The organism is Arsenophonus apicola (assembly GCF_020268605.1).
GTDB classification, from domain to species: Bacteria; Pseudomonadota; Gammaproteobacteria; order Enterobacterales; family Enterobacteriaceae; genus Arsenophonus; species Arsenophonus apicola.
This window is the reverse complement of record NZ_CP084222.1, coordinates 2,229,990-2,255,380: the sequence shown is the minus strand read 5'-3', so window position 1 is coordinate 2,255,380 and position 25,391 is coordinate 2,229,990. Positions and strand designations below refer to the sequence as shown.

17 protein-coding genes and 4 pseudogenes are annotated in these 25,391 nt (G+C 39.7%); 13 read left to right on the top strand and 8 right to left on the bottom strand.

The features are described 5' to 3' along the window. Nucleotides 1-269: 269 nt before the first annotated feature. Complete coding sequence (locus tag LDL57_RS10705; protein WP_180559033.1) at nt 270-1,058, bottom strand: alpha/beta fold hydrolase; 789 nt, start codon at nt 1,056-1,058, stop codon at nt 270-272. A gap of 359 nt (nt 1,059-1,417) precedes the next feature. On the opposite strand from LDL57_RS10705, the gene seqA reads away from it, so the two are divergent. Together seqA and pgm are read left to right on the top strand one after the other, a co-directional pair. Next, complete coding sequence (gene seqA, locus LDL57_RS10700; RefSeq protein WP_180559021.1) at nt 1,418-1,957, top strand: replication initiation negative regulator SeqA; 540 nt, start codon at nt 1,418-1,420, stop codon at nt 1,955-1,957. Nucleotides 1,958-2,023: 66 nt separating this feature from the next. Beyond that, the gene (gene pgm, locus LDL57_RS10695) at nt 2,024-3,661 is read left to right on the top strand and encodes a phosphoglucomutase (alpha-D-glucose-1,6-bisphosphate-dependent) (RefSeq protein WP_180559020.1); all 1,638 of its coding nucleotides are present in this window, start codon (nt 2,024-2,026) and stop codon (nt 3,659-3,661) included. A 116-nt stretch (nt 3,662-3,777) separates the two neighbouring features. Here pgm and kdpE read toward each other — a convergent pair whose 3' ends face one another. The 6 genes and pseudogenes from kdpE to kdpF all read right to left on the bottom strand — a co-directional run bounded on the left by kdpE (nt 3,778) and on the right by kdpF (nt 11,662). Then, nucleotides 3,778-4,461, bottom strand: a complete 684-nt coding sequence (gene kdpE / locus LDL57_RS10690) for a two-component system response regulator KdpE (protein WP_225505586.1) — start codon at nt 4,459-4,461, stop codon at nt 3,778-3,780. Further along, entirely contained in the window at nt 4,458-7,157 is a 2,700-nt protein-coding gene (gene kdpD / locus LDL57_RS10685; RefSeq protein WP_225505584.1) for a two-component system sensor histidine kinase KdpD, read from the bottom strand. The genes kdpE and kdpD overlap by 4 nt, the downstream gene beginning before the upstream one ends. Before the next feature lie 9 nt (nt 7,158-7,166). Then, nucleotides 7,167-7,760: pseudogene (kdpC, locus tag LDL57_RS10680) on the bottom strand (potassium-transporting ATPase subunit KdpC). Between the two features lie 13 nt (nt 7,761-7,773). Further along, nucleotides 7,774-9,840: a potassium-transporting ATPase subunit KdpB gene (gene kdpB / locus LDL57_RS10675; protein WP_180559769.1), complete on the bottom strand. Its 2,067-nt coding sequence runs from the start codon at nt 9,838-9,840 to the stop codon at nt 7,774-7,776. A 10-nt stretch (nt 9,841-9,850) separates the two neighbouring features. Further along, nucleotides 9,851-11,557, bottom strand: a pseudogene (kdpA, locus tag LDL57_RS10670) (potassium-transporting ATPase subunit KdpA). After that, nucleotides 11,558-11,662 carry a K(+)-transporting ATPase subunit F gene (kdpF, locus tag LDL57_RS18205; RefSeq protein ID WP_081700644.1) on the bottom strand — a complete coding sequence of 35 codons (105 nt, stop codon included), beginning with the start codon at nt 11,660-11,662 and terminating at the stop codon, nt 11,558-11,560. A gap of 360 nt (nt 11,663-12,022) precedes the next feature. On the opposite strand from kdpF, the gene LDL57_RS10660 reads away from it, so the two are divergent. Next, complete coding sequence (locus LDL57_RS10660; RefSeq protein ID WP_026822776.1) at nt 12,023-12,226, top strand: YbfA family protein; 204 nt, start codon at nt 12,023-12,025, stop codon at nt 12,224-12,226. Nucleotides 12,227-12,360: 134 nt separating this feature from the next. Further along, nucleotides 12,361-13,104 carry a type 2 GTP cyclohydrolase I gene (locus LDL57_RS10655; RefSeq protein ID WP_180559768.1) on the top strand — a complete coding sequence of 248 codons (744 nt, stop codon included), beginning with the start codon at nt 12,361-12,363 and terminating at the stop codon, nt 13,102-13,104. Between the two features lie 140 nt (nt 13,105-13,244). Here the strand turns inward: LDL57_RS10655 and LDL57_RS10650 are convergent, their stop codons facing one another. After that, on the bottom strand, nt 13,245-14,540 hold the full coding sequence (locus LDL57_RS10650) for a citrate synthase (protein ID WP_180559767.1): 1,296 nt from the start codon (nt 14,538-14,540) through the stop codon (nt 13,245-13,247). Nucleotides 14,541-15,146: 606 nt separating this feature from the next. Here LDL57_RS10650 and sdhC point away from each other — a divergent pair. From sdhC to sucD, 9 genes and pseudogenes are all read left to right on the top strand, one after another. Continuing rightward, a complete protein-coding gene (sdhC, locus tag LDL57_RS10645; RefSeq protein WP_180559766.1) occupies nt 15,147-15,539 on the top strand; it encodes a succinate dehydrogenase cytochrome b556 subunit in 393 nt (130 codons plus the stop codon). Beyond that, nucleotides 15,533-15,877, top strand: coding sequence for a succinate dehydrogenase, hydrophobic membrane anchor protein (gene sdhD / locus LDL57_RS10640; RefSeq protein ID WP_180559765.1), 345 nt, complete (start codon nt 15,533-15,535; stop codon nt 15,875-15,877). Before sdhC ends, sdhD begins: the two co-directional genes overlap by 7 nt. Beyond that, nucleotides 15,878-17,644, top strand: coding sequence for a succinate dehydrogenase flavoprotein subunit (gene sdhA / locus LDL57_RS10635; RefSeq protein WP_180559764.1), 1,767 nt, complete (start codon nt 15,878-15,880; stop codon nt 17,642-17,644). A gap of 36 nt (nt 17,645-17,680) precedes the next feature. Continuing rightward, a complete protein-coding gene (locus LDL57_RS10630) occupies nt 17,681-18,397 on the top strand; it encodes a succinate dehydrogenase iron-sulfur subunit (RefSeq protein ID WP_180559763.1) in 717 nt (238 codons plus the stop codon). 282 nt (nt 18,398-18,679) lie between these two features. Then, nucleotides 18,680-21,508, top strand: coding sequence for a 2-oxoglutarate dehydrogenase E1 component (gene sucA / locus LDL57_RS10625; protein ID WP_225505577.1), 2,829 nt, complete (start codon nt 18,680-18,682; stop codon nt 21,506-21,508). Then, a pseudogene (locus LDL57_RS18200) lies at nt 21,505-21,943 on the top strand (biotin/lipoyl-containing protein); the annotation flags it as partial. The gene sucA and the pseudogene LDL57_RS18200, both read left to right, overlap by 4 nt. A gap of 92 nt (nt 21,944-22,035) precedes the next feature. Next, a pseudogene (gene sucB / locus LDL57_RS18195) lies at nt 22,036-22,733 on the top strand (dihydrolipoyllysine-residue succinyltransferase); the annotation flags it as partial. A gap of 135 nt (nt 22,734-22,868) precedes the next feature. After that, nucleotides 22,869-24,035 carry an ADP-forming succinate--CoA ligase subunit beta gene (sucC, locus tag LDL57_RS10615; RefSeq protein WP_180559760.1) on the top strand — a complete coding sequence of 389 codons (1,167 nt, stop codon included), beginning with the start codon at nt 22,869-22,871 and terminating at the stop codon, nt 24,033-24,035. Between the two features lie 3 nt (nt 24,036-24,038). Continuing rightward, nucleotides 24,039-24,914: a succinate--CoA ligase subunit alpha gene (gene sucD, locus LDL57_RS10610; RefSeq protein WP_180559759.1), complete on the top strand. Its 876-nt coding sequence runs from the start codon at nt 24,039-24,041 to the stop codon at nt 24,912-24,914. Nucleotides 24,915-25,391: the final 477 nt, after the last annotated feature.

The following is a 25,391-nucleotide window of genomic DNA, read 5'->3' as shown; positions in this document are numbered from 1 at the left end:
AAAGCGTTTTTTTATTATTTTCATCCATAGTCAATAGCCACAAATTAAAATATAAAGCCATATAAATATATTTAATATTAATAAAATGCTTTATTATATTACTTAGTTAGAAAGTTTATTCTATCGACTTATTTTATTATGAAAAGTGTAAAAAAAGGATCTTACTGTTTTTAAGACTAGTTATATTTTTAGACTGAATTAAAGTCACTATTTGTTTTAAATTAGTTTATGAACAAGATTAAAAAAGCAATATTATGGTATGCGATTGATTATTTATCAGAAGGAATAGCCAGAAAACGATGAATAGCTCGGATGACAGCTGCTGGATTTTCAGCATGTACCCAGTGACCACATCCTAAAATAATCTGGCCTTGAGCTTGCGGAAATTGAGTAAGAATATCTTTGCGGTAATTTTCGCTAATGTAATCGGAAAGGCTGCCACGGATAAAGAGTGCTGGGTGAGGCCAAGCTGGGATCGTTTTCCAACCCATCAATTGGTTATATTGTTTTTTTAAAACCGGTAAATTAAATTTCCATTTGCCTTGATCAAATGATTTTAATAAAAATTGAATTTCACTTTCTTCAGTAAGGGTATTACGCATAATAACAGCAGCCTCCTGTCGAGAAGTTACGCCTGCTTGTGTTACTGCGTCTAAAGCAGAAAATATATTTTCATGACGATTAATTTGATAAGTGACTGGCGCAATATCTATAACGATAATTTTTTCTATCAATTGAGGCGCTATTGCCGTCATCGCCATGACGATTTTTCCACCCATAGAGTGTCCGATAGCAATAATGCTGGTTTGCTTTGAATGAGCAAGCAGCGCTAAAATGTCTGTTGCCATTTCAGAATAAAGCATTGTTGCTGCCTGTGGTGAGTTACCATGATTACGAATATCTAGTTGAATAACGGTGAAGTAATTTTGTAAATTGCGAGCTAATACGCCTAAATTTTGCCTATCACCAAACAAGCCATGGATAAGTACAATCGCACTAGAAGAGATAGGATTTTCCGGTTGATGGATACGATAATTTAGCCAGTTATTTAGCGACATAGTCATATTACATTTCATTAATCAATAATTAGTATGATGACATGGATATTGCCAGAAACCAACAATTATCAACTCAGGGATTATTAAAATTTACGCTATTGTTAGTGGTTGAAAAGCGTAAGTGACACGATAATATTTTGCTATTTATATAAATAATGTGACTAATCTCCAATATCAATAAAGATATTTTTGTGCTTGGCAAGCTAAAGTTATTAAGCTATTTCTATACGGATTGACAATCAAGCGGAAACTTTTTTATTAAAAGACTAAGTTAAGTAATTGAAATATTCATTGTTTTGTTTTTTAGGTTTATATCTTATAATTGGCAGGTAATTTTAATTAAAATAGATTGAAATAACATGAAAACGATTGAAGTTGACGAAGAACTTTACCGCTATATCGCGAGCCATACCCAGCATATAGGTGAAAATGCATCGGTTATATTACGACGTCTGTTAGGGTTTGACGTTAGTCAGTCGCATATGCCACTTTCGATAACTGTAAGTAATATCGCGGCAGAAGGGAAAAAAAATGAATCAGTTTCTTGCCACGATGCTGCAAGTGTGATGCATGATTTATTGCTTTCCAACAATTATGCTACTAAAAACAAAGCGATTGATCGCTTTATGCTTATTCTATCCACCCTATACAATTTAAATAAACCCGCTTTTGTGGCAGCAACAGAAGCAACCCATGGCAGAACGCGTATTTATTTTGCTAGCGATAAACAGACCTTATTAGCCAGTGGTAAGCAAACAAAACCTCGCCTGATACCCGATACGCCTTATTGGGTGATCACCAATACCAATACCAATCGTAAACGCAATATGATTGAACAAATTATGCAAGATATGAAGTTTCCAGTTGAATTGGTTGAGAAGGTGTGTGGTACGATTTAAATAAATATTATTGGTCACTTAGTGATTAAAGCTATGTGTACCGTTGCCCCTTCGGAGAGAAAATAAGTGGCATTGCATAAACGTGCTGGGCAATCTGCCCAACAAAGTGATTTAATTAACGTTGAACAACTGGTTGCACAATATTATTCGCTACAACCGCAAATAAAAAACCCTGCTCAAAACGTTCAATTTGGTACATCAGGTCATCGTGGTAGTGCATGTCGTCATAGTTTTAATGAACAACATATTTTAGCTATCGCCCAAGCTATCGTAGAAGTTCGTCGATTAAATGGTATTACTGGCCCCTGTTTGGTAGGAAAAGATACTCATGCCTTATCCGCACCGGCTTTTATGACGGTTGTGGAAGTCTTGATAGCAAATGGGGTTAATGTCATCGCGCAGCAACAGGACGGTTTCACACCAACACCGGCTATTTCTCGCGCTATATTGGATTATAATCGCCAGCATGAAAAAAAAGCGGATGGTATTGTGATCACGCCTTCACATAATCCGCCAGAGGATGGTGGGATCAAATATAATCCGCCCCATGGTGGCCCAGCTGATGAGCGCCTGACAATTGAAATTGAGCAGCGAGCGAATCAAATCATTGCATGTCAATTATCAACTATCCAACGCATCAATTATCAAATTGCTATTAAAGATCCTCATTATCAGCAACATGATTTTATTGAGCCTTATGTCATTGCTTTGCGTGAAGTTATCGATATGACGGCGATTAAAAAAGCTGGATTAAAAATAGGTGTCGATCCATTAGGGGGGGCTGGAATAAATTATTGGAAACGCATTGCTGAATATTATCAACTCGATTTAGAGTTAGTTAATGAACAGCTCGATCCAACATTTAGTTTTATGCCGTTAGATCATGATGGGGTGATCCGAATGGATTGTTCTTCGCCTTGGGCGATGAAAGGTTTATTGGATTTGCGCAATAAATTTGATTTAGCTTTTGCTAATGATCCTGATTATGATCGTCATGGAATTATAACGCCAACGGGATTAATGAATCCAAATCATTATCTTGCTGTTGCTATCGATTATCTATTTCGCCATCGACCACAATGGAAAAAAGAGGTCGCGGTAGGTAAAACGTTAGTTTCTAGTGCCATGATTGATCGGGTGGTGGCCGATTTAGGCCGTAAATTAATTGAAGTACCGGTTGGTTTCAAATGGTTTGTTGATGGTTTATATCAGGGTGAGTATGGTTTTGCGGGTGAAGAGAGTGCGGGTGCTACTTTCCTCCGATTTGATGGAACACCCTGGACGACTGACAAAGATGGGATCATTCTCTGTTTATTAGCGGCCGAAATAACCGCAGTGACTGGGAAAAATCCGCAGCAGTACTATCAAGAACTTGCTCAGCGTTTTGGTGAACCTTGCTATAGTCGCATTCAAGCCAAAGCGAGCCATAAACAAAAACAGCGTTTAGCTAAACTGAGCGCTGAAATGGTTACGGCAGATATGTTGGCTGGTGACCCGATTATTGCCCGCTTAACCAAAGCACCAGGTAATGGTGCGGCTATTGGTGGTTTAAAAGTAATAACGGATTATGGTTGGTTTACTGCGCGACCGTCAGGCACCGAAGAAGCTTATAAAATTTACTGTGAAAGTTTTCGTGGTAAGGGGCATCTTAAGTTAATTGAGCAGGAAGCTATTCAGATTGTTAATCAAGTTATTGCAGATTGAGCAGTTTATTATTCAATAAAAACGACATAATAGATTTGCTGAGTTAAATATTGATAACGAAAATGATAATGCAATAATTAAGTGCATTATCTTAATCTCGATAAAGTGAATTATCATTAAGGCATAAAGCGATAACCTATTCCTGTCTCAGTGAGCAGGTGTACTGGCTGAGTGGGATCGTCTTCCAACTTTTGCCTTAAATGTCCCATGTAAATACGTAAGTAATGGTTATGTTCAATATAGTTAGGTCCCCATATTTGTCGTAGCAGATGACGTTGCGTTAAGACTTTGCCGCTATTAGTGATAAATTCACTCAGTAAACGAAACTCAATTGGCGTAAGGTGGAGTTCTTGCTGTTTTTTAGTTACTCGTCGGTTGATTAAATCAACACTAATATCACCAAACCGAAATACGGGATCTGGTTGGTTTTTACGCGTATAGCGGCGTAAGGCAACTCTTACTCTGGCCAACAGTTCACTGATACCAAAAGGTTTGGTTAGATAATCATCAGCACCAGCATCAAGTGCCATGACTTTGTCTGCTTCATCTGCCCTTGCCGACAGTACTAATACAGGAATTTGACTCCATTGACGTAAGTCACGGATCAAATTAATACCGTCACCATCAGGTAAGCCTAGATCAAGGATCAAGAGATCAGGTTTGCGGGTCGCTGACTCGATAAGTCCTCGCTGATAAGTTTCGGCTTCATATACGCGAAAATTTTCACCTTCAAGTGCCAGTTTGACAAATCGTCTGATCTCTTTTTCGTCTTCAATTATTAAAATATTGTGTTGAATCACTCTGTCTCAATGGCCTCCTCTATTGCAGGAACTTCTATTAAAGGTAAAACAAAGTGGAAAATAGCTCCACTGTTTTTATTATTTTCCGCCCAAATTTCGCCGTTATGAAGCTTTATAATAGCCTGGCAAATAGCCAGCCCGAGACCAACCCCAGGAATGGACGATTCTTTTTTAGCCCGTGAAAATTTATCAAAAATAAGTTCTTCCTGTCCTTTTGGTATGCCAATACCTTTATCCCAAATCTCAATATGGACATATTTACCTTGTGGATAGGCATCAATACCGATCGGTGAATTTTCAGCAGAGTATTTTATCGCGTTCTCCAGTAAATTAATGATTACACGTTCGAGTAAATTGGCATCACAATAAAGTAATAGTTCAGCAGGAACATTAATTTTAGTTGGATGGCTTTTTAAGGCATATTCGAGAGAACGTAATGCACTGCCAATAATTTCTTGTAATGATTCCCAGGCAAGAGTTGGTACAATGCCACCAGATTGGATCCGCGCCATATCAAGCAGATTATTGACTAATCTTGAGGTACTTAGGATATGTTGACGAATTTGGTTAACTTTTTCCGTATGGGGTGAATGCTCAGCGCTTAATTCCAGCATCAATATTTCTGTTTGGCCAAATATTACCGTCAAAGGTGTGCGCAAATCATGAGAAAGAGCGGCCAATAAAGAGTTTCTCAGTTGTTCCCGTTCAGCATCCAGTTTGGCTGATTCTGCCTGTCTAGCAAGCTGTAATCGTTCAAATGCATTGGCAATCAAGCCAGTAAAAGTTTGTAGTAGTCTTTGCTGTTCTGGGATCAGTAATTGACGCAAATTTTGCGGTTCAATAGCTAATATAGCTAAAGTTTCATTTGACGTTGCAATCGGTTGTAATTGATAAGGCACGCTAGGTAATGTATCCGTGCCGGCACCTGCTGGTTGATTTTTATCAAAACTCCATAATGCAATGGCTTGATCAATTTGCACCTGTCCATAGTCGGCCAATTTAAGCGCAACCAGTTGTTGCTGATCATTAGGCAACAACAGGCTAACTTTTGCTTTAAAGGCATTGGAAAGGAAGTGATAACCCGTTTTTGCAATATCAATTTCATTCAGCGCTCGGCTTAACTCTTTGGTCATTTCGTAAAGATGGCGAGTCCGTTGTTCACGATAACGAGCGACTCTGGCTTGATAGCGCACTCCCGCTGCGAGATTGCCCACTAAAAGACCAACAACCAGCATAACAATGAAGGTTATCAAATATTGCATGTCAAAAACAACAAAGGAAAAATGGGGTTGGACAATAAAAAGATCGAAACCAATAACATTAATAAATGCGGCAAAAATAGAAGGATTGCGACCATACAGCAGAGCGATAATAACCACCGCTAATACATAAACAGTAACAACATTAGCCTGATCAAAATTAAGCAAAAAGCGATTAGAAAATAGGGTGATGGTAATACATAACAGAGCGGCGAATAGGTAACCCTGAATATTTCCTCGCCATTTGTCATTTAGTGGCCGGCGTTCGGTCTCTTTTTCCCACGCGGTATTTTCATCTAACGCAATAATAATCAGATCTAAATCCGGTCCTAGTCTACCTAAGCGTTCAGCAAAATCAGGGCGTATTTTCCAGTTGAGCAGTTTCCAGGTCGTATTTTGCTTACGGCCGATGACAATTTTACCTAGGTTATGTTCCCGGGCGTAATCTAAAATGGCTTTTTCTTCATTGGCATCAGCTAAGGTTGAAGTCTCTGCGCCTAAATCTTGGGCCAGTTTTAATGCTTTTAGAATGGCGCGTCTTTTCTCTTCTGCTAATGCATGTAATTTGGGGGTTTCAACATACACAGCATGCCAACTGCAACCCAGTTTGGCGGCTAGCCTGGCTGCTGCTCTAACTAATTTCTCATTTCCAGTATTGTGGCCAATGCAAACTAATAAATTATCGTGAGTGTGCCAAACTTGAGAGTAACCTTGAGTATCACGATACTCACGCATTTGATTATCGACCCGATCAACCGTACGTCTTAGGGATAATTCTCTTAGCGCTATTAAGTTGCCTTTGCGAAAAAAGTGTTCAATTGCTCGTTCGGCTTGTCCGGCAATATAGACCTTTCCTTCATTCAGTCGTTGGCGTAAATCATCAGGGGGTAAATCGACTAAAACAATCTCACTGGCTTGGTCAAAAATATGATCAGGTACCGTTTCACGGACGCGAATTCCGGTAATACTACCAACAATATCGTTTAAACTCTCTAAATGTTGTACGTTAATGGTGGTTAAGACATCAATACCGGCATCTAATAACTCTTCAACGTCTTGCCAGCGTTTAGGATGACGACCGCCATGCGGGTTACTGAAAGCTAATTCATCCATTAAAATAATGGCCGGGTGACGTGCTAAAACACCGTCTATATCAAAGGTATTAATTTTACGTCCGTGGTAGCGGATCCGTTTTGCGGGCAGTTGCGGCAAACCTTCTAATAGAGCAGCAGTTTCTAGGCGATTGTGCGTCTCTACCACACCGATGACAACATCAAGCCCTTGTGAACGAAGCCGTTGGGCTTCTTGTAGCATTGCATAGGTTTTTCCTACTCCAGCGTAGGCGCCGAAGAAGATCTTTAAGTTGCCGCGAATTTTTTCATTGGCAATACTCAATAAATCTTCAGGGGTAGGGCGTTTAGGTTCCTGGCTCTCCATCAATCAACCTTATTGTATTTTTGCATTTTCTGATTGTTCAAGCGCGTCAAGGGCAATATTAAGTTTAAGCACATTAATAACAGGTTGACCTAAAAAACTTAAAAAGGGTCGCTAGGTGTTAGCTGCAATTAGGTGTCTAATTTTATGTAAAGCAAGCCGGCGTGCCTTAGCTACCCTGCCTGCTTGATAATAGGCTGCACTTGGTGAAATATGAGGATCTAATCCACTGGCTGAAGCTGTTATCAGCTCGACTGGAACGGCCACATTGTTTTGATTATTGAAAATTTTAATTTGTTGAGCACGGCTAGCAAACTGTTTTTGCAATGCGGGATTATTGACCGCCAGATTACTGCCGCTGGAAGCTAATCCATTATAAGGTGTGTCAGCCGTTGCTGACGGGCGGCCATGAAAATATTTAACCTCAGTTATCGATTGGCCAATCAGTGCCGAACCCACAGTCCGATTATTCTTTTCTATCAAGGAGCCTTTAGCTTGATAATTAAAGAAAGCATTTGATAAACCAGTAATAAATAATGGGTAAACAATTCCGGTTGTGATAGTTAGAAAAATAAATAACACAAATGAAGAACGTAAGACATTCATATTCAATACCTTATTAGGACATAAACAGGCTAAGCAGTAGATCAATCAATTTGATACCAATAAATGGTATAACTAAACCACTTAATCCATAGATCCATAAATTACGGCGTAATAATGCTATTGCACTCATGGGACGGTAACTAACGCCTTTTAGTGCTAAGGGGATAAGGCCAACAATAATTAGCGCATTAAAAATAACTGCTGACAGAATAGCTGAAGAAGGGGAGTGTAAATGCATAATATTTAAAATATTAAGCTGAGGATAAGTAACCGAAAAAGCGGTAGGAATAATAGCAAAATATTTGGCAATATCGTTGGCAATGCTAAAAGTTGAAAGAGCGCCTCTGGTCATCAACATCTGTTTACCAACGTGGACAACCTCAATAAGTTTAGTTGGATTTGAGTCAAGATCGACCATATTACCGGCTTCTTTTGCTGCCTGGGTGCCAGAATTCATGGCGACGGCAACATCGGCTTGCGCCAGTGCTGGTGCATCATTAGTACCGTCACCTGTCATTGCTACTAAACTCCCATCGGCCTGATATTGGCGGATCAATGCCAGTTTAGCTTCAGGTGTTGCCTCGGCCAAAAAATCATCAACGCCGGCTTCAGCGGCAATGGCTGCGGCTGTCAAATGGTTATCACCGGTGATCATCACGGTTTTAATTCCCATCCGGCGCATTTCGGCAAAGCGCTCTTTGATCCCCCCTTTTATAATATCTTTTAAGGCGACCACACCAAGAATTTGCTGATTCTCAACAACAACTAATGGTGTTTCTCCTTTCCGGGCAACTTCTTCGACTAATTTTTCTGTTTCGGCTGGGAATCTAGCATGACTTGTTTCCAAATAACGACGAATAGAATCGGCAGAGCCTTTTCTGATCACACGATCACCCACATTAACGCCACTCATCCGAGTCATGGCGGAAAAGGGAACAAACGTGGCATTTAATGCTTGTAGATCACGCTCGCGCAAATTAAACAATTGCTTAGCTAAGATAACAATACTACGTCCTTCTGGTGTTTCATCAGCCAGCGATGATAGTTGTGCCGCATCAGCCAGCTGTTGTTCTGTAACACCTTTAAGGGGTAAAAATTTAGACGCCTGACGATTACCTAGAGTAATAGTACCCGTTTTATCGAGCAATAAGACATCGACATCTCCCGCCGCTTCTACGGCACGTCCACTGGTGGCAATGACATTTGCGGCTAACATCCGACTCATACCGGCAACGCCAATTGAAGAGAGTAATCCGCCGATGGTAGTCGGGATCAAACAAACTAATAATGCAATCAGTACCACAATAGAAATTGGACTACCGCTGCCGTTCACCTCAGCACTAAATAAACTAAAAGGATAAAGTGTTGAGCAGGTTAATAGAAAAATAATGGTTAATGCAGTTAATAGTATGATTAACGCGATTTCATTAGGTGTTTTGCGCCGTTGAGCACCTTCTACCATAGAGATCATACGATCAAGAAAAGTTTCACCAGGATTAACCGTACATTGGATAATTAACCAATCTGACAGTATGCGCGTTCCGCCTGTTACTGAAGAAAAATCACCACCAGACTCCCGAATAACGGGGGCTGATTCACCAGTAATCGCACTTTCATCAACGGAAGCACCGCCTTCAAGTACTTCACCATCACAAGGAATAATTTCACCCGCTTCAACCAGTACGATATCGCCTTTTCTGATTTGGTCAGAATTGATTTTCTCTTTTGCTGCCTGATAATCGGCACTGGCTAAACGTGTAGTAACACTTTGTTTTTTGACCCCTTTCAGACTAGCGGCTTGCGCTTTACTGCGCCCTTCAGCCAGTGCTTCGGCAAAATTAGCAAATAGCACGGTAAACCATAACCAAACCGCAATTATGCCGGTAAATAGTGCATTACCGTCAACGGATGGCGTGAATAATTGATAAAACCAAATGAATGTCGTCAATATACTGCCGATATAAACGATAAACATAACTGGATTGCGCCATTGAATCTGTGGCGCACATTTTTTTATAGCGTCAAATAATGCTTGGTGGATTAATTTCTTATCAAACAATTGACTGGTATTTTTGTTCATTTATAGTCCCTTATTGGGCGGAATGCCAAAGTTGTAAATGTTCAGCAATTGGCCCAAGTGCCAGGGCAGGCACAAAAGTGAGTGCACCAATAACGAAAACCGTCAGTATTAACAAGCCAATAAAGAGTGGGCCATGAGTAGGTAATGTGGCAAAGCTTTCAGGCTGGCGTTTTTTGCCTACCATAATACCAGCAATAGCCATTACTGCAGTGATTAAGCCAAAACGACCGACAAACATAACTATACTCAGCGTAATATTATAGAACAGATTATTGCTATTTAATCCGGCAAAAGCGCTGCCATTATTATTTGCCGCTGAGGAAAAAGCATAAAGAACTTCACTGAAGCCATGAGCGCTAGGATTTAAAATAGCACTGCGTCCTGCTTCGGTAAAAAGTGCCAGTGTTGTTCCTAGTAGGGTTAAAGTGGGAGTAATTAAAATAGCAATAGCGGTTAACTTCATTTCCTGAATTTCGATCTTTTTGCCTAGATATTCAGGTGCTCGACCAATCATTAATCCAGCCAGAAAAACGGCTAACATGACAAATAGTAGCATACCGTATAACCCAGAACCGACACCGCCAAATACCACTTCACCAAGTTGCATAAGCCACATTGGTATCATCCCCCCTAATGCAGTAAAAGAATCATGCATGGAGTTCACCGCGCCGCAGGAGGTTGCTGTCGTGATAACAGCATAGAGTGCTGAATTTAAAATCCCAAAGCGGCTTTCTTTCCCTTCCATATTAATATTGCTGTTGGCGCCTGAAAACATCAATTGGGGATTACCTTGCGTTTCGGCATAGACGACGATAGTGATAGCAATAATGAAAATAATTGCCATCGCCCAAATTAATGTTATACCTTGGCGACTATCACCGACCACGCGACCGAATGCAAAACAAAGTGCGGTAGGAATTAAAAGAATGGCAATCATTTGGCTAAAATTGGTTAATGCAGTAGGATTTTCGAAAGGATGCGCTGAATTTGTGGCAAAAAATCCGCCGCCATTAGTGCCTAATAATTTAATTGCTTCTTGCGAAGCAACAGGCCCCATGGGGATGATTTGGTTTTGGTTTTGTAATGTCTCTACTACTAGATATGGCGAAAAATTTTGTAACACACCTTGGCTAACAAAAAATAAGGCAAAAATAAATGCCAGTGGTAGCAAAAGATAGAGTGTAATACGAGCAATATCTATCCAGGCATTGCCTAGCGTTTTTACACCTTGGCGTGCAAAGGCGCGGATCAGCGCGAAGGCAACCGCAATACCGGTCGCGGCAGATAAGAAATTCTGTACCGTTAATCCCGTCATTTGACTAAAATAACTTAAGGTATTTTCGCTACTATAGGCTTGCCAGTTAGTATTAGTGATAAAACTAATCGCGGTATTGAGTGCTAGATCCCAATCTAGATTGGCAAATTTTTGTGGATTGAGGGGTAAATTTTGTTGATTGATTAATAGCAGAAAGAGAAATATGCCACCAATAACATTGAACAGCAACAGCGCGGTAACGTATTGTCGCCAATTCATTTAGTGTATTTCACCGCCAGGTTTGCGTAAGCGACAACAACTCCATAAGCCGGATTCCATTTTGAGAACCCAAATCGGCAAATCACTTTCAATCAATAAAGCGATATAATTTCCTACAAATTTAGCGATCACAAGCAGGAAAATTAAAAAACTGGTAATTAATAATAAAGCACTACTTACCATTTAAAAATCCTCCGCATGGATAAGCGCATAAATTAAATAGAGAAATAATATTCCAATTAGAATGATCCCTGTGATAGTAAAAATGGACACAGTTTGTCTCCTCATGCTTTTGATGTACAGAGCTTAAGTTTTTCAATGCAAAGAATCTGATAAAAAGTCGCCACATAGTGTAAAAATAGTATAAAAATGCCAATATAATAGTTTGTAAGTTATTACTGTTATCGCTATTTTTTTGTTATAATAAATTAACCATAGTTAATATATGGTTAATTATTTGAAATAAAAGTTAATATTTTATTGTTTGATAAGTAAATAAATTACGATATAAGGGAAAGTGCTGAAAAAAACAGCAAAAAAGTGGTCTGATGAATAGCCATGCTCACTTTTATCAGATAAAATTTTCATTCATTACACAATATATCTCAATTGTTTATATCAATTGATCACTTTATAAGGAGGATCTTTATGTCTGAGTATCGTCAATATCCCTGGCATCAAGTTCTCTTGCGTCGTGTTGGTGTTGTATTATTAGGCATTGTGGCTTTTCCTGTCATGATTTTCCGTCGAGACCGTAGCCGCTTCTATAGTTACCTACATCGTATGTGGCTAAAGACTAGTGATAAACCGGTTTGGTTAGCCAGCGCTGAAGATACGCAATCGATGAAGTAATTAATTGATTAAAAAATTAAAACGGCCTATTACTTGTAGTGATAGGCCGTTTTTGTTTTAAGCTGCTGTGAAACATATTTTTAAGTTTGATATTTAATAAAATAAATCAGTTTTACAAATAGGATAGGTAAGTAATGGATAATATTAAATTAGAGCAATTAATCAATACGCACTTGAATATTGAACAATATACAGATTATGCGCCCAATGGACTTCAAGTGGAAGGGCGCTCAGAGGTAAAAAATATAGTGACCGGTGTGACAGCATCGCAAGCGCTACTTGATGAAGCAGTAAAATTAGCCGCAGATGCAATTATTGTTCATCATGGTTATTTTTGGAAAAATGAAGCTGCTGTTATTCTTAATATGAAGCGTAAGCGATTAAAAACATTGCTTTGTAATGATATTAACCTTTATGGCTATCATTTGCCCCTTGATGCCCATCCCATTATGGGTAATAACGCGCAGTTGGGAAATATTATGGAGGTAGAGATCGATAGCTATATTACACCTTTATTGCCAATAGGTAAGTTTGCGCAACCGATAACTCCAGATGATTTAATGGCTCGTTTAAATAATCGGTTAGCACGCCAACCATTGTACTGTGGTGATAATGGCCCAAAAAACATCCGCACCATTGCCTGGTGTACCGGGGGCGGACAGAGTTTTATTCAACAGGCAGCTGAGGCTGGCGTTGATGCTTTTGTGACCGGTGAAGTTTCTGAGCAAACCATCCATATTGCTAGAGAAATGGGGATCCATTTTTATGCCGCAGGTCATCATGCAACGGAGCGATTTGGCGTTAAAGTGTTAGGTGAATGGTTGCAAAAAGAGTATGGGTTTGCGGTTACTTTTGTCGATATAGCCAACCCGGCCTGATTTTTGTCAAGATAAACAGCAAGCCAACTAAAAGTGCTAAAAGGTAGTTTATCATTAAACTGTGTCTTGTAATCTATATGGTTGTTGATTACGAAAAATAAAATAGTAAGACACAGTCTATTTATCAGAATAAAAAATAATTATTTTTTGGTTAAATCGCTATGAAAATCTCTTTGTTTGTAACCGGTATATAATTGGCGTGGACGAGCGATTTTTAATTCTTCATCATGCATTTCATTCCAGTGAGCAATCCAACCAATGGTACGCGCAATAGCAAAAATAACCGTAAACATGGTTGTTGGGATCCCTATCGCTTTTAAAATGATGCCAGAATAGAAATCCACATTGGGATAAAGTTTTTTCTCTATGTAATAGGGGTCATTGAGAGCTATATGTTCTAACTGTTTGGCAACTTCTAATATATTATCATTTAATTCAAGTTCTTTAAGTACTTCATCGCAAGTCTGCTTCATCACAGTGGCTCGAGGATCATAATTTTTATAAACCCGATGACCAAATCCCATCAAACGGAAAGGATCATCTTTGTCTTTTGCCCGTTTGATAAATTTAGGAATATTTTCGACAGTTTGAATCTCTTCTAACATGCGTAAACAGGCTTCATTGGCGCCACCATGAGCCGGGCCCCAAAGAGAGGCAATTCCAGCAGCAATACATGCAAATAGATTAGCACCAGAAGAGCCGGCGGTTCTTACCGTTGAAGTTGAGGCATTTTGTTCATGATCCGCATGGAGAATAAAAATGCGATCCATGGCCCGTTCGATGATGGGGTTAACCAGATATTTTTCACAAGGTGTAGCAAACATCATATGAAGGAAATTCGCTGAATAAGAGAGGTCATTTTGCGGGTAAATAAAGGGTTGACCAATAGAATATTTATAACACATTGCAGCAACGGTAGGCATTTTTGACAGTAATCTAAATGCTGCAATTTCACGATGACGCGGATTATTAACATCTAATGAGTCGTGATAGAAAGCCGCTAGTGCGCCTGTTACACCGCAAAGAATAGCCATTGGATGAGAATCGCGACGAAAACCTTGCAAAAGCCGAGTAATTTGATCGTGGATCATGGTATGTTCGGTGACAATTTTTTTAAACTTGTCATAGTCGTTTTGTGAAGGTTTTTCACCGTAAAGTAGTATATAACAAACCTCTAAATAAGTAGAATTGGTAGCCAATTGATCAATAGGATATCCGCGGTGCAAAAGAATACCTTTATCTCCATCAATATAGGTAATTTTAGACTCGCAGGATGCGGTTGAGGTAAAGCCAGGATCGTAGGTAAAATAACCTTGAGAGCCTATTCCTCGGACATCAATTACATCAACTCCAAGTGTCGGTTTTAGTACTTCAAGCTCAATTTTTTCTGCATCTTTATCGACTAGTTCTATAGTCTTTTTTTCTTTGCCTGCCATTACGGGTCTCCTTAGCGCTTAAACGCAATTTCCGACAACCATGAAAGCATGATAAAACGCTTAGAAATTGCATGATATTTTATTAATTAAAAAGCTTGAATCATGATTTTTTAACGAAGTTTTTATCAAATGAAATTTTTCATTAACATTTCATAATCTATTATGTTCCTTATATATTTTAAATTATATCAACAATAACATTAGGTTTTTTATGGCTAACAATCTAGCATTTTTATTTTACATAATTTCTTTTTTTTGTGCGGTAATAAAGACTAATTAATTTAACTTAATCATATGTAAGATAAATGTTTAACACTTGTCAAATTACATTATCAATTTAATGACCGATGTTTAAATCGTGATCATACTCACTGTTCAAGCTAAATCTCTCCAAACATAATGTGTTGTAATTGTAATGGGCATGTGAAGGTCATATACTGCAAACGAGGTCTCCGGATTACCTTGTGGTAGGAGTACCCAGCGTTAATAAGTAACAACTTTTGCCAATATGTTATGGATTAATTTATCAGCTGAGTTGTACTTTGTTATCACGATCGCTGTTTGATTTCTGCTCCAGGTCCGGAGGTAGGAAAACAATAAAGAGCTGTGTGGGCAAAAATTGTGAAAAAACAAAGACCTATTAATCTTCAATTGCAGACAATTCATTTTCCTGTTACTGCAATCGCTTCGATTTTACATCGTGTCTCTGGCGTTATTACCTTTGTTGCGGTCGGTATTTTATTATGGCTGCTGGGATTATCGCTTTCTTCATTGGAAGGCTTTCAATATGCGACCGAAATTATGCATAGTTTTTTCATCAAATTCATTATTTGGGGTGTATTGACAGCATTGATATATCATATTTGTGGCGGTGTTCGCCATATGTTAATGGATTTTGGTTTTATCGATGAGAGTTTGTCTGTAGGACGCATTTCCGCTATAGCTGCGTTTATTATTACCGCTATTTTGTCGATTTTGGCGGGGGTTTTTATATGGTAGTTAGCGCATCAACATTAGGCCGTACCGGTACCCAAGATTGGCTGTTACTTCGTGCATCTGCCATTATTATTGTCCTCTATACGATTTATATTGTTAGTTTTATTGTAACGACTGAGTTAAATTATACTGTTTGGCGGACATTTTTTGCTTTTTCAATAACTAAAATTTTTACTATTTTAACGCTCATTTCCATATTGATACATGCCTGGATAGGTTTATGGCAAGTATTAACCGATTACATTAAGTCAATTGCATTGCGATTATTATTACAACTTTTTTTTATTGTAATACTAATGACTTATTTAATTTATGGAACAATAGTGGTGTGGGGAGCGTAAATGAAATTACCAATAAGAGAGTTTGATGCAGTTGTTATTGGTGCTGGTGGCGCTGGGATGCGGGCAGCATTGCAAATTTCCCAGTTAGGTTTGTCATGTGCATTAATTTCTAAAGTTTTTCCAACCCGTTCACACACCGTATCAGCCCAAGGCGGGATCACTGTTGCATTAGGTAATACACATGAGGATGATTGGCAATGGCATATGTATGATACTGTCAAAGGCTCTGATTATATCGGTGATCAAAATGCCATTGAATACATGTGCAAAACCGGACCTGAGGCCATACTAGAACTTGAACATATGGGGTTACCATTTTCACGTTTAGATGATGGCCGTATTTATCAACGTCCATTTGGTGGCCAATCAAAAAATTTTGGTGGTGAGCAAGCGGCTCGCACCGCTGCGGCGGCAGATAGAACTGGGCATGCCCTTTTGCATACCCTATATCAACAGAATTTAAAAAACCATACCACCATTTTTTCCGAATGGTATTCATTGGATTTAGTCAAAAATCAGGATGGTGACATAGTCGGTTGTACCGCTTTATGTATGGAATCTGGTGAGGTAGTTTACTTTAAAGCTAAAGCCACTATTCTTGCGACCGGTGGAGCGGGCAGGATTTATCAGTCAACGACTAATGCACATATTAATACCGGTGATGGGGTAGGCATGGCCGTCAGGGCAGGTGTGCCATTGCAGGATATGGAAATGTGGCAATTTCATCCAACAGGAATTGCTGGCGCGGGTGTATTAGTGACAGAGGGATGTCGTGGAGAGGGTGGCTATTTACTTAATAAAGATGGCGAGTGCTTTATGGAGCGTTATGCACCCAATGCCAAAGATTTAGCGGGCCGTGATGTGGTTGCTCGCTCAATTATGATAGAGATCCGTGAAGGTAGGGGATGTGATGGCCCCTGGGGACCCCATGTTAAATTAAAACTGGATCATTTAGGTAAAGAAGTATTGGAGTCACGATTACCCGGTATTCTTGAGTTATCTAGGACTTTTGCTCATGTTGATCCCGTTAAAGAACCCATTCCTGTTATTCCTACTTGCCATTATATGATGGGTGGGATCCCAACCAAAGTAACCGGTCAGGCGTTGACGATAAATGAAAAAGGTGAAGATGTTGTGATCCCGGGATTATTTGCTGTTGGTGAAATTGCGTGTGTGTCTGTTCATGGGGCCAACCGTTTAGGCGGTAATTCATTACTTGATTTAGTGGTATTCGGCCGTTCTGCTGGCTTACATCTGAAAGAATCTTTACTGGAACAAGGCTCAATGCGTGATGCCAGTGAATCTGATATTGATGTGGCTTTAAAGCGTTTAAATCGCTGGGATAATACCCATAGCGGTGAAGATCCGGTCGAAATACGTAAAGCATTACAAGCATGTATGCAACATAATTTTTCCGTTTTTCGTGAAGGCGATGCGATGGCTAAGGGTTTAGAAGAATTAAAAGTCATTCGTCAACGTTTAAAAAACGCCCGTTTGGATGATACTTCACGCGAATTTAATACCCAACGTATTGAATGTTTAGAACTAGATAATTTAGTAGAAACGGCGTTTGCAACGGCAGAAGCCGCCAATTTCCGGACAGAAAGCCGGGGAGCACATAGTCGTTTTGACCACCCTGATCGTGATGACACAAATTGGTTATGTCACACGCTATATTTACCACAGTCTGGAACCATGGCTCGCCGAGCAGTCAATATGCAACCTGAGTTACGTGAACCCTTCCCACCTAAAATACGTACTTATTAATGCACGACGTTAATAGTGTTGCGGAGAAAGTAGATTATGAAAATTGAATTTTCCATTTATCGTTACAATCCAGACGTCGATAATATGCCACGTATGCAAGACTACAGTTTGGACATAGCTGAAGGGCGTGACATGATGTTGCTGGATGCGTTAATTCAACTAAAAGAAAAAGATCCGACTTTAGCATTTCGTCGTTCTTGTCGTGAAGGCGTTTGTGGCTCTGATGGATTAAATATGAATGGTAAAAATGGCTTGGCCTGTATTACACCATTGTCAGCATTGTGTCGTGATAAAAGAAAGATAGTGATTCGACCTTTGCCAGGTTTGCCGGTTGTTCGAGATTTAATTGTTGATATGGCCCAATTTTATACTCAGTATGAAAAAATTCGTCCTTACCTTATTAATGATGGCAAGAATTCACCGGCTCGTGAATATTTACAGACTCCAGCGCAACGAGAAAAATTGGATGGTTTATATGAGTGTATTCTTTGTGCTTGCTGTTCAACTTCATGTCCATCATTTTGGTGGAATCCTGATAAATTTATTGGACCTGCCGGTTTATTAGCTGCTTATCGTTTCTTAATCGATAGTCGGGATACTGAAACTGAGACAAGATTGGATAATTTAAATGATGCGTTTAGTGTATTTCGCTGTCATAGCATTATGAATTGTGTCAGTGTTTGTCCAAAAGGTTTAAATCCGACTAAGGCTATTGGTCACATTAAATCAATGTTATTAAAGCGTAGTGCATAGTTTGGGTAAAATTTCCCGTAATAGAAATATTGCGGGAAATAAAAAATAGAAATCAATTATTTTAAATTACTGTTATTTTTATGTGTTAAATTATGGCAGGAGTCTTTAAAAACCGGTTACGGTTTTTAAAGGTTCTTACGATAAGGGGAATTTAATAAAAAGCCCCCTTTATTAATAATCGTGCATAGAACACGTTCAAAGAATCTTTATTGAAACCGTCTATATAAAAACGGTACTGTTAACTACGACGAAAACTAAAGCCTATAGGCTTAAGGGATCACAATGCACAACGGCGTAATGAAGGACTGGCTAGATTCAAGTTTTCTAGCTGGTGCAAATCAGTCTTATATCGAACAGCTTTATGAAGACTACTTAACTGACCCTAATTCCGTTAATGCAGACTGGCGAGACATTTTTGATAAACTACCAGGTGCAAGCTCCAACGGTGAATACTCCCATACTCAAACACGTGAATATTTTCGTTCATTGGCGAAAGATTCTACACGTTATCAAACTTCGGTTAGTGATCCGTCTTTGGATGCGAAGCAAGTTAAAGTCCTCCAATTAATAAACGCATTTCGTATTAGAGGACATCAAAATGCAAATCTTGATCCATTAGAGTTGTGGAAACAAGAAACTGTGCCTGATTTAGATCCTGCATTTCATGATTTAACTGAAGCTGATTTTGAAAAAACCTTCAATGTTGGTTCTTTTGCTATTGGCCAGGAAACCATGAAATTGAGTGAGCTGTATACGGCACTGAAGCGTATTTATTGCGCTTCCATTGGTGCAGAATACATGCATATTACCAACACGGAAGAGAAACGTTGGATCCAACAGCGCCTAGAACTGGCCACGCCGGTTAGTGAACAATTTAGCAAACAAGAAAAAATCCGCTTTTTATCAGAATTAACTGCGGCTGAGGGATTAGAGCGCTATCTGGGGGCAAAATTTCCTGGCGCAAAACGCTTTTCCCTCGAAGGGGGCGATTCGCTCATTCCGATGCTAAAGGATTTGATCCGGCATGCAGGTCAACAGGATACGCGTGAAGTCGTATTGGGCATGGCGCACCGTGGGCGATTAAATGTTTTAGTTAACATTTTAGGTAAGCAACCAAAAGATCTGTTTGATGAGTTTGCCGGCAAGCATAAAGATCATTTAGGAACTGGTGATGTTAAATATCATCAGGGCTTTTCTTCTGATTTTAAAACAGAAGGCGCTTTGGTTCATTTAGCTTTAGCCTTTAATCCATCACATTTAGAAATAGTTAGTCCGGTAGTAATCGGTTCTGTCCGTGCGCGTCGTGATCGCTTAGATGAAGGTCGTAGTAATATGGTACTGCCTATTACTATTCATGGTGATGCGGCGGTAACTGGCCAGGGAGTCGTGCAGGAAATGCTGAATATGTCTCAGGCTCGAGGCTATGAAGTTGGTGGTACAGTGCGAATTGTGGTTAATAACCAGATAGGTTTTACCACCTCCAATCCTAAAGATGCACGTTCAACACAATATTGCACTGATATCATGAAAATGGTGCAAGCACCTATTTTTCATGTGAATGCCGATGATCCCGAAGCGGTTGCTTTTGTTACTCGATTGGCATTAGATTTTCGCAATAAGTTTAAACGCGATGTTGTTATTGATTTAGTTTGTTATCGTCGACATGGTCATAATGAAGCGGATGAGCCGAGCGCTACCCAGCCAATTATGTATCAAAAAATTAAAAAACATGCTACACCGCGTAAAATTTATGCCGATAAATTGATAGCGGAAAAGACAGTTACTAGCGATGAAGTAACCGAAATGGTTAATCTCTATCGTGATAAATTAGATCACGGTGATTGTGTCGTTGATGAATGGCGTCCAATAGGCACTAACTATTCGGTCTGGACACCTTACTTAAATCATGAATGGAGTGATGCTTACCCTGCCAAAGTTAAAAAGAAACGACTGCAAGATTTAGCTAAACGTTTAAGTACTATTCCGGCAGAGATTGTCATGCAGCCTCGAGTGGAAAAAATTTACAGTGATCGCCAGGCAATGGCGAGCGGTAAAAAACTACTTGATTGGGGAGCCGCAGAAACTTTAGCTTATGCAACATTAGTTGATGAAGGGATACAAGTTCGTTTATCCGGTGAAGATGCCGGTCGAGGTACGTTTTTTCATCGTCATGCAGTTATTCATAATCAAACTAATGGCTCAGTGTATGTCCCTCTGGCTAATATACGGGAAAATCAAGGTATATTTGACGTTTGGGATTCCGTTTTGTCTGAAGAAGCGGTACTTGCTTTTGAATATGGTTATGCCTCTGCCGAGCCACGGGTTTTGACTATTTGGGAGGCTCAGTTTGGTGATTTTGCTAATGTAGCGCAAGTGGTTATCGATCAGTTTATTAGTTCTGGTGAACAGAAATGGGGACGCATGTGTGGATTAGTGATGTTGTTACCCCATGGCTATGAGGGGCAAGGTCCAGAGCACTCCTCTGCCCGTTTAGAGCGTTATCTACAACTGTGTGCGGAACAAAATATGCAAGTCTGTGTTCCATCTACGCCCGCTCAGGTCTATCATATGCTCCGTCGCCAGATACTTCGTAATATGCGACGTCCATTGATTGTTATGTCACCCAAGTCATTACTGCGCCATCCTCTTGCAGTTTCTAGTTTGGAAGAGCTAGCAAATGGTGAATTCCAGCAAGTTATTAGCGAAGTTGATCCCATAGATGCGAAAAAAGTTAAACGTGTCGTTTTATGTTCAGGTAAAGTTTATTATGATCTACTTGAACAACGTCGTGAAAACAAACAAAAAAATCTCGCTATTGTTCGTATTGAACAATTATATCCATTCCCCCATAAAGATTTAGAAACAGCGCTAAAGCCTTATGCACATGTTCGTGATTTTGTCTGGTGTCAAGAAGAGCCTCTTAATCAGGGTGCATGGTACTGTAGTCAGCATAATATCCGGGAAGCAATTCCAAAAGGTTCATTATTAAGCTATGCGGGGCGCCCTGCATCTGCCTCACCCGCCGTAGGCTACGCGTCTGTTCATCAAGAACAGCAAAAAGCATTGGTTGATGATGCACTAAAAGTAAATAAATTAAAGGATAGAAAATGAGTAGCATAGAAATTCTTGTTCCTGATCTTCCTGAATCTGTTGCCGATGCTACAGTGGCAACTTGGCACAAGAAACCAGGTGATCAGGTAGAGCGCGATGAAGTATTAGTGGAAATTGAAACGGATAAAGTGGTACTCGAAGTACCAGCAGCAGATTCAGGTGTTCTGGAATCAATTTTGGAAGAAGAGGGAGCGACTGTTTTATCTAAACAACTATTGGGACGCATAAAGCTTAGTGATAGTACAGGGATCCCGGCTGAGGTAAAAGAGACAACTGAATCGGCACCAGCTAAACGTCAGACTGCCAGTCTTGAGGAAGAGAGTCATAATGTACTAACACCGGCTGTCCGTCGTTTAATTGCCGAACATGATTTAAACCCGGCTAATATCAAAGGTAGTGGTGTAGGCGGGCGTATAACGCGCGATGATGTTGAAAAATATATTAAAAACCAATCAACAGCCAGCGAAAATACAACTATTAAGCCACAGAATGATGCACCTACAACGACATCATCAATATCTCCTCATCGAAGTGAAAAACGCGTACCAATGACGCGTTTACGGAAACGTATTGCAGAACGTTTACTAGAAGCGAAAAACAACACCGCCATGTTGACCACCTTTAATGAAGTCAATATGAAGCCGGTTTTTGATTTACGCAAACATTATGGTGAAAGTTTCGAAAAACGGCATGGTGTGCGCTTGGGCTTTATGTCTTTCTATGTAAAAGCGGTTGTGGAAGCCTTAAGCGTTATCCTGAAGTGAATGCCTCTATTGATGGTGAGGATTTGCTCTATCATAGTTATTTTGATATTAGCATTGCTGTTTCCACGCCGAGAGGTTTGGTCACACCAGTATTACGTGATGCAGATGCGTTGAGCATGGCAGAAATTGAAAAGCGTATTAAAGAGTTAGCAGTTAAGGGGCGTGATGGCAAATTAACGGTTGAAGAATTGACTGGTGGAAATTTTACCATTACTAATGGTGGTGTTTTTGGCTCTTTAATGTCAACCCCGATTATTAATCCGCCGCAAAGTGCAATTTTAGGTATGCATGCTATCAAAGATAGGCCAATGGCGGTTGATGGTAAAATCGAAATCTTGCCAATGATGTATTTAGCCCTTTCCTATGATCACCGTTTAATTGATGGACGTGAGTCTGTTAGCTTTTTGGTGACCATAAAGGACATGTTGGAAGATCCGGCTCGTTTATTGTTAGACGTCTAGATAACCAAATTAGAGTGAAGTTATTTACTCAGTCTGCAGTATAAAGCTTGGTTAATTTTTTATTGACCAATGTTTAAATGAAAATATATAGAGACCTGTTATGTCTCAGTCAGACTAAATTATGGATAGAGCATCATGAACTTACACGAATATCAGGCAAAACAGCTGTTTGCGCAGTATGGTTTGCCAGTACCGACCGGTTATGCTTGTAAAACAGTAAAAGAAGCAGAAGATGCCACGACAAAATTGGGTAATAGTCCTTGGGTGGCAAAGTGTCAGGTGCATGCGGGTGGCCGAGGTAAAGCGGGTGGTGTCAAAGTGGTTAATAATCGCGACGAAGTCCGGCTTTTTGCTGAAAATTGGTTAGGAAAACGCTTAGTCACTTACCAAACCGACGCCCATGGACAGCCTGTTAATCAAATTTTAGTAGAAGCAGCAACGGATATTGATAAAGAGCTTTATTTAGGGGCGGTGATAGATCGTGCCACTCGTCGGATAGTCTTTATGGCATCGACTGAAGGCGGCGTTGAAATTGAGAAAGTGGCAGAACAGACTCCGGAACTTATCCACAAAGCCATTATTGACCCTTTAACTGGTCCCATGCCTTATCGAGGTCGTGAGCTTGCTTTCAAGTTAGGCTTAAGCGGCAAACAAGTTGAGCAGTTTAGCAACATATTTATCGGATTAGCGACAATTTTTCTCGAGCGTGATCTGGCATTAATCGAGATTAATCCCCTGGTCATAACTAAGCAAGGGGATTTAATTTGTCTGGATGGAAAGCTTAGTGTTGATAGTAATGCACTCTACCGCCAAGCAGAATTACAGAAGATGCGTGATATTTCTCAGGAAGATCCGCGTGAAGCTCATGCATCAGAATGGGAATTAAACTATGTTGCTTTAGATGGCAATATTGGTTGTATGGTTAATGGGGCTGGTTTAGCCATGGGAACCATGGACATTGTCAAGTTGCATGGCGGTGCTCCGGCTAATTTTCTTGATGTTGGTGGTGGAGCCACGAAAGAACGGGTAACAGAAGCATTTAAAATTATCTTATATGATGAAAATGTTAGAGCTGTTTTGGTCAATATTTTTGGTGGCATTGTTCGCTGCGATTTGATTGCTGATGGTATTATTGGCGCAGTTAAAGAAATTGGGGTTAAAGTCCCGGTCATTGTTCGTCTTGAAGGTAATAATGCTGAGCTAGGAGCACAAAAGTTAGCGGATAGTGGCCTACAGATCACGGCTGCAACCAGTTTGACCGATGCGGCAGAAAAAGCAGTAGCAGCGGCGGAGGCGAAATAAGTCATGTCTATTTTAATTGATAAAAATACTAAAGTTATCTGCCAAGGCTTTACCGGTAGCCAAGGAACTTTTCACTCAGAGCAGGCAATTGCTTATGGAACAAAAATGGTCGGTGGTGTAACGCCAGGTAAAGGCGGAACCACACATTTAGGATTACCGGTTTTTAATACAGTACGCGAAGCGGTAAAAGCAACAGGTGCAACCGCATCGGTAATCTATGTGCCAGCTCGATTCTGCAAAGATTCGATTCTTGAAGCGATCAATAGTGGCATCAAACTGATTATTACCATAACCGAAGGGATCCCTACCTTAGATATGCTAACAGTGAAAGCAAAGTTAGATGAAACTGGGGTAAGAATGATAGGGCCAAACTGCCCGGGTATTATTACCCCGGGTGAATGTAAGATTGGTATCCAACCCGGACATATCCACAAACCTGGCAAAGTCGGTATTGTATCACGCTCTGGCACCTTAACTTATGAAGCAGTTAAGCAGACAACCGATGCAGGCTTAGGCCAATCGACTTGTGTCGGAATTGGTGGTGATCCTATTCCTGGTTCAAATTTTATTGATATATTGAAATTGTTCCAGGCAGATCCACAAACTGAAGCTATCGTTATGATTGGTGAAATTGGTGGTACAGCGGAGGAGGAAGCGGCCGCTTATATTAAACAACATATCACCAAACCCGTCGTTGCTTATATTGCTGGCGTAACGGCCCCCAAAGGTAAGCGTATGGGTCATGCTGGCGCCATCATTGCTGGCGGTAAAGGTACCGCTGATGAGAAGTTTGCTGCTTTAGAAGCGGCAGGGGTAAAAACAGTTCGTAGTTTAGCCGAAATTGGCGCAGCCGTTAAGCATTTAGTGACTGGTAAATAACCAGATTCATACTATGATTTGTAAAGGCCACTATAGATAGTGGCTTTTTTGACTATATAAATTATTGATATATAGATATATTTTGATATTATCTACTTGATAACCATTTTATAATTTTAACTTACAGATATAAATCTCATCTTTGACGGGTTTATATACCATTCTGCTATAGCCTCAATTCTGTTATTTAGTTTTCTTAGCAAAAATCAGCCAAAATGTATTTAACAATTATATTTACGAGAATTAAATCTACTAGGTGGTGATGAGAAATAAAAAATAATTCAATTTTATTGTGCGGTTAAAAATAGTTATAAAATAAAAAACGATTAACATTCAATATCATAATTTTATTTTACTCTAATAAATATAAATTTATATTATTTTTAACATAAATATAATAATTATTTAAATCTAACCATTTGTTACTTAGGTGAAATTTATTTATCATGGTTTTTATTTTTTATTAAATAGTAAAGT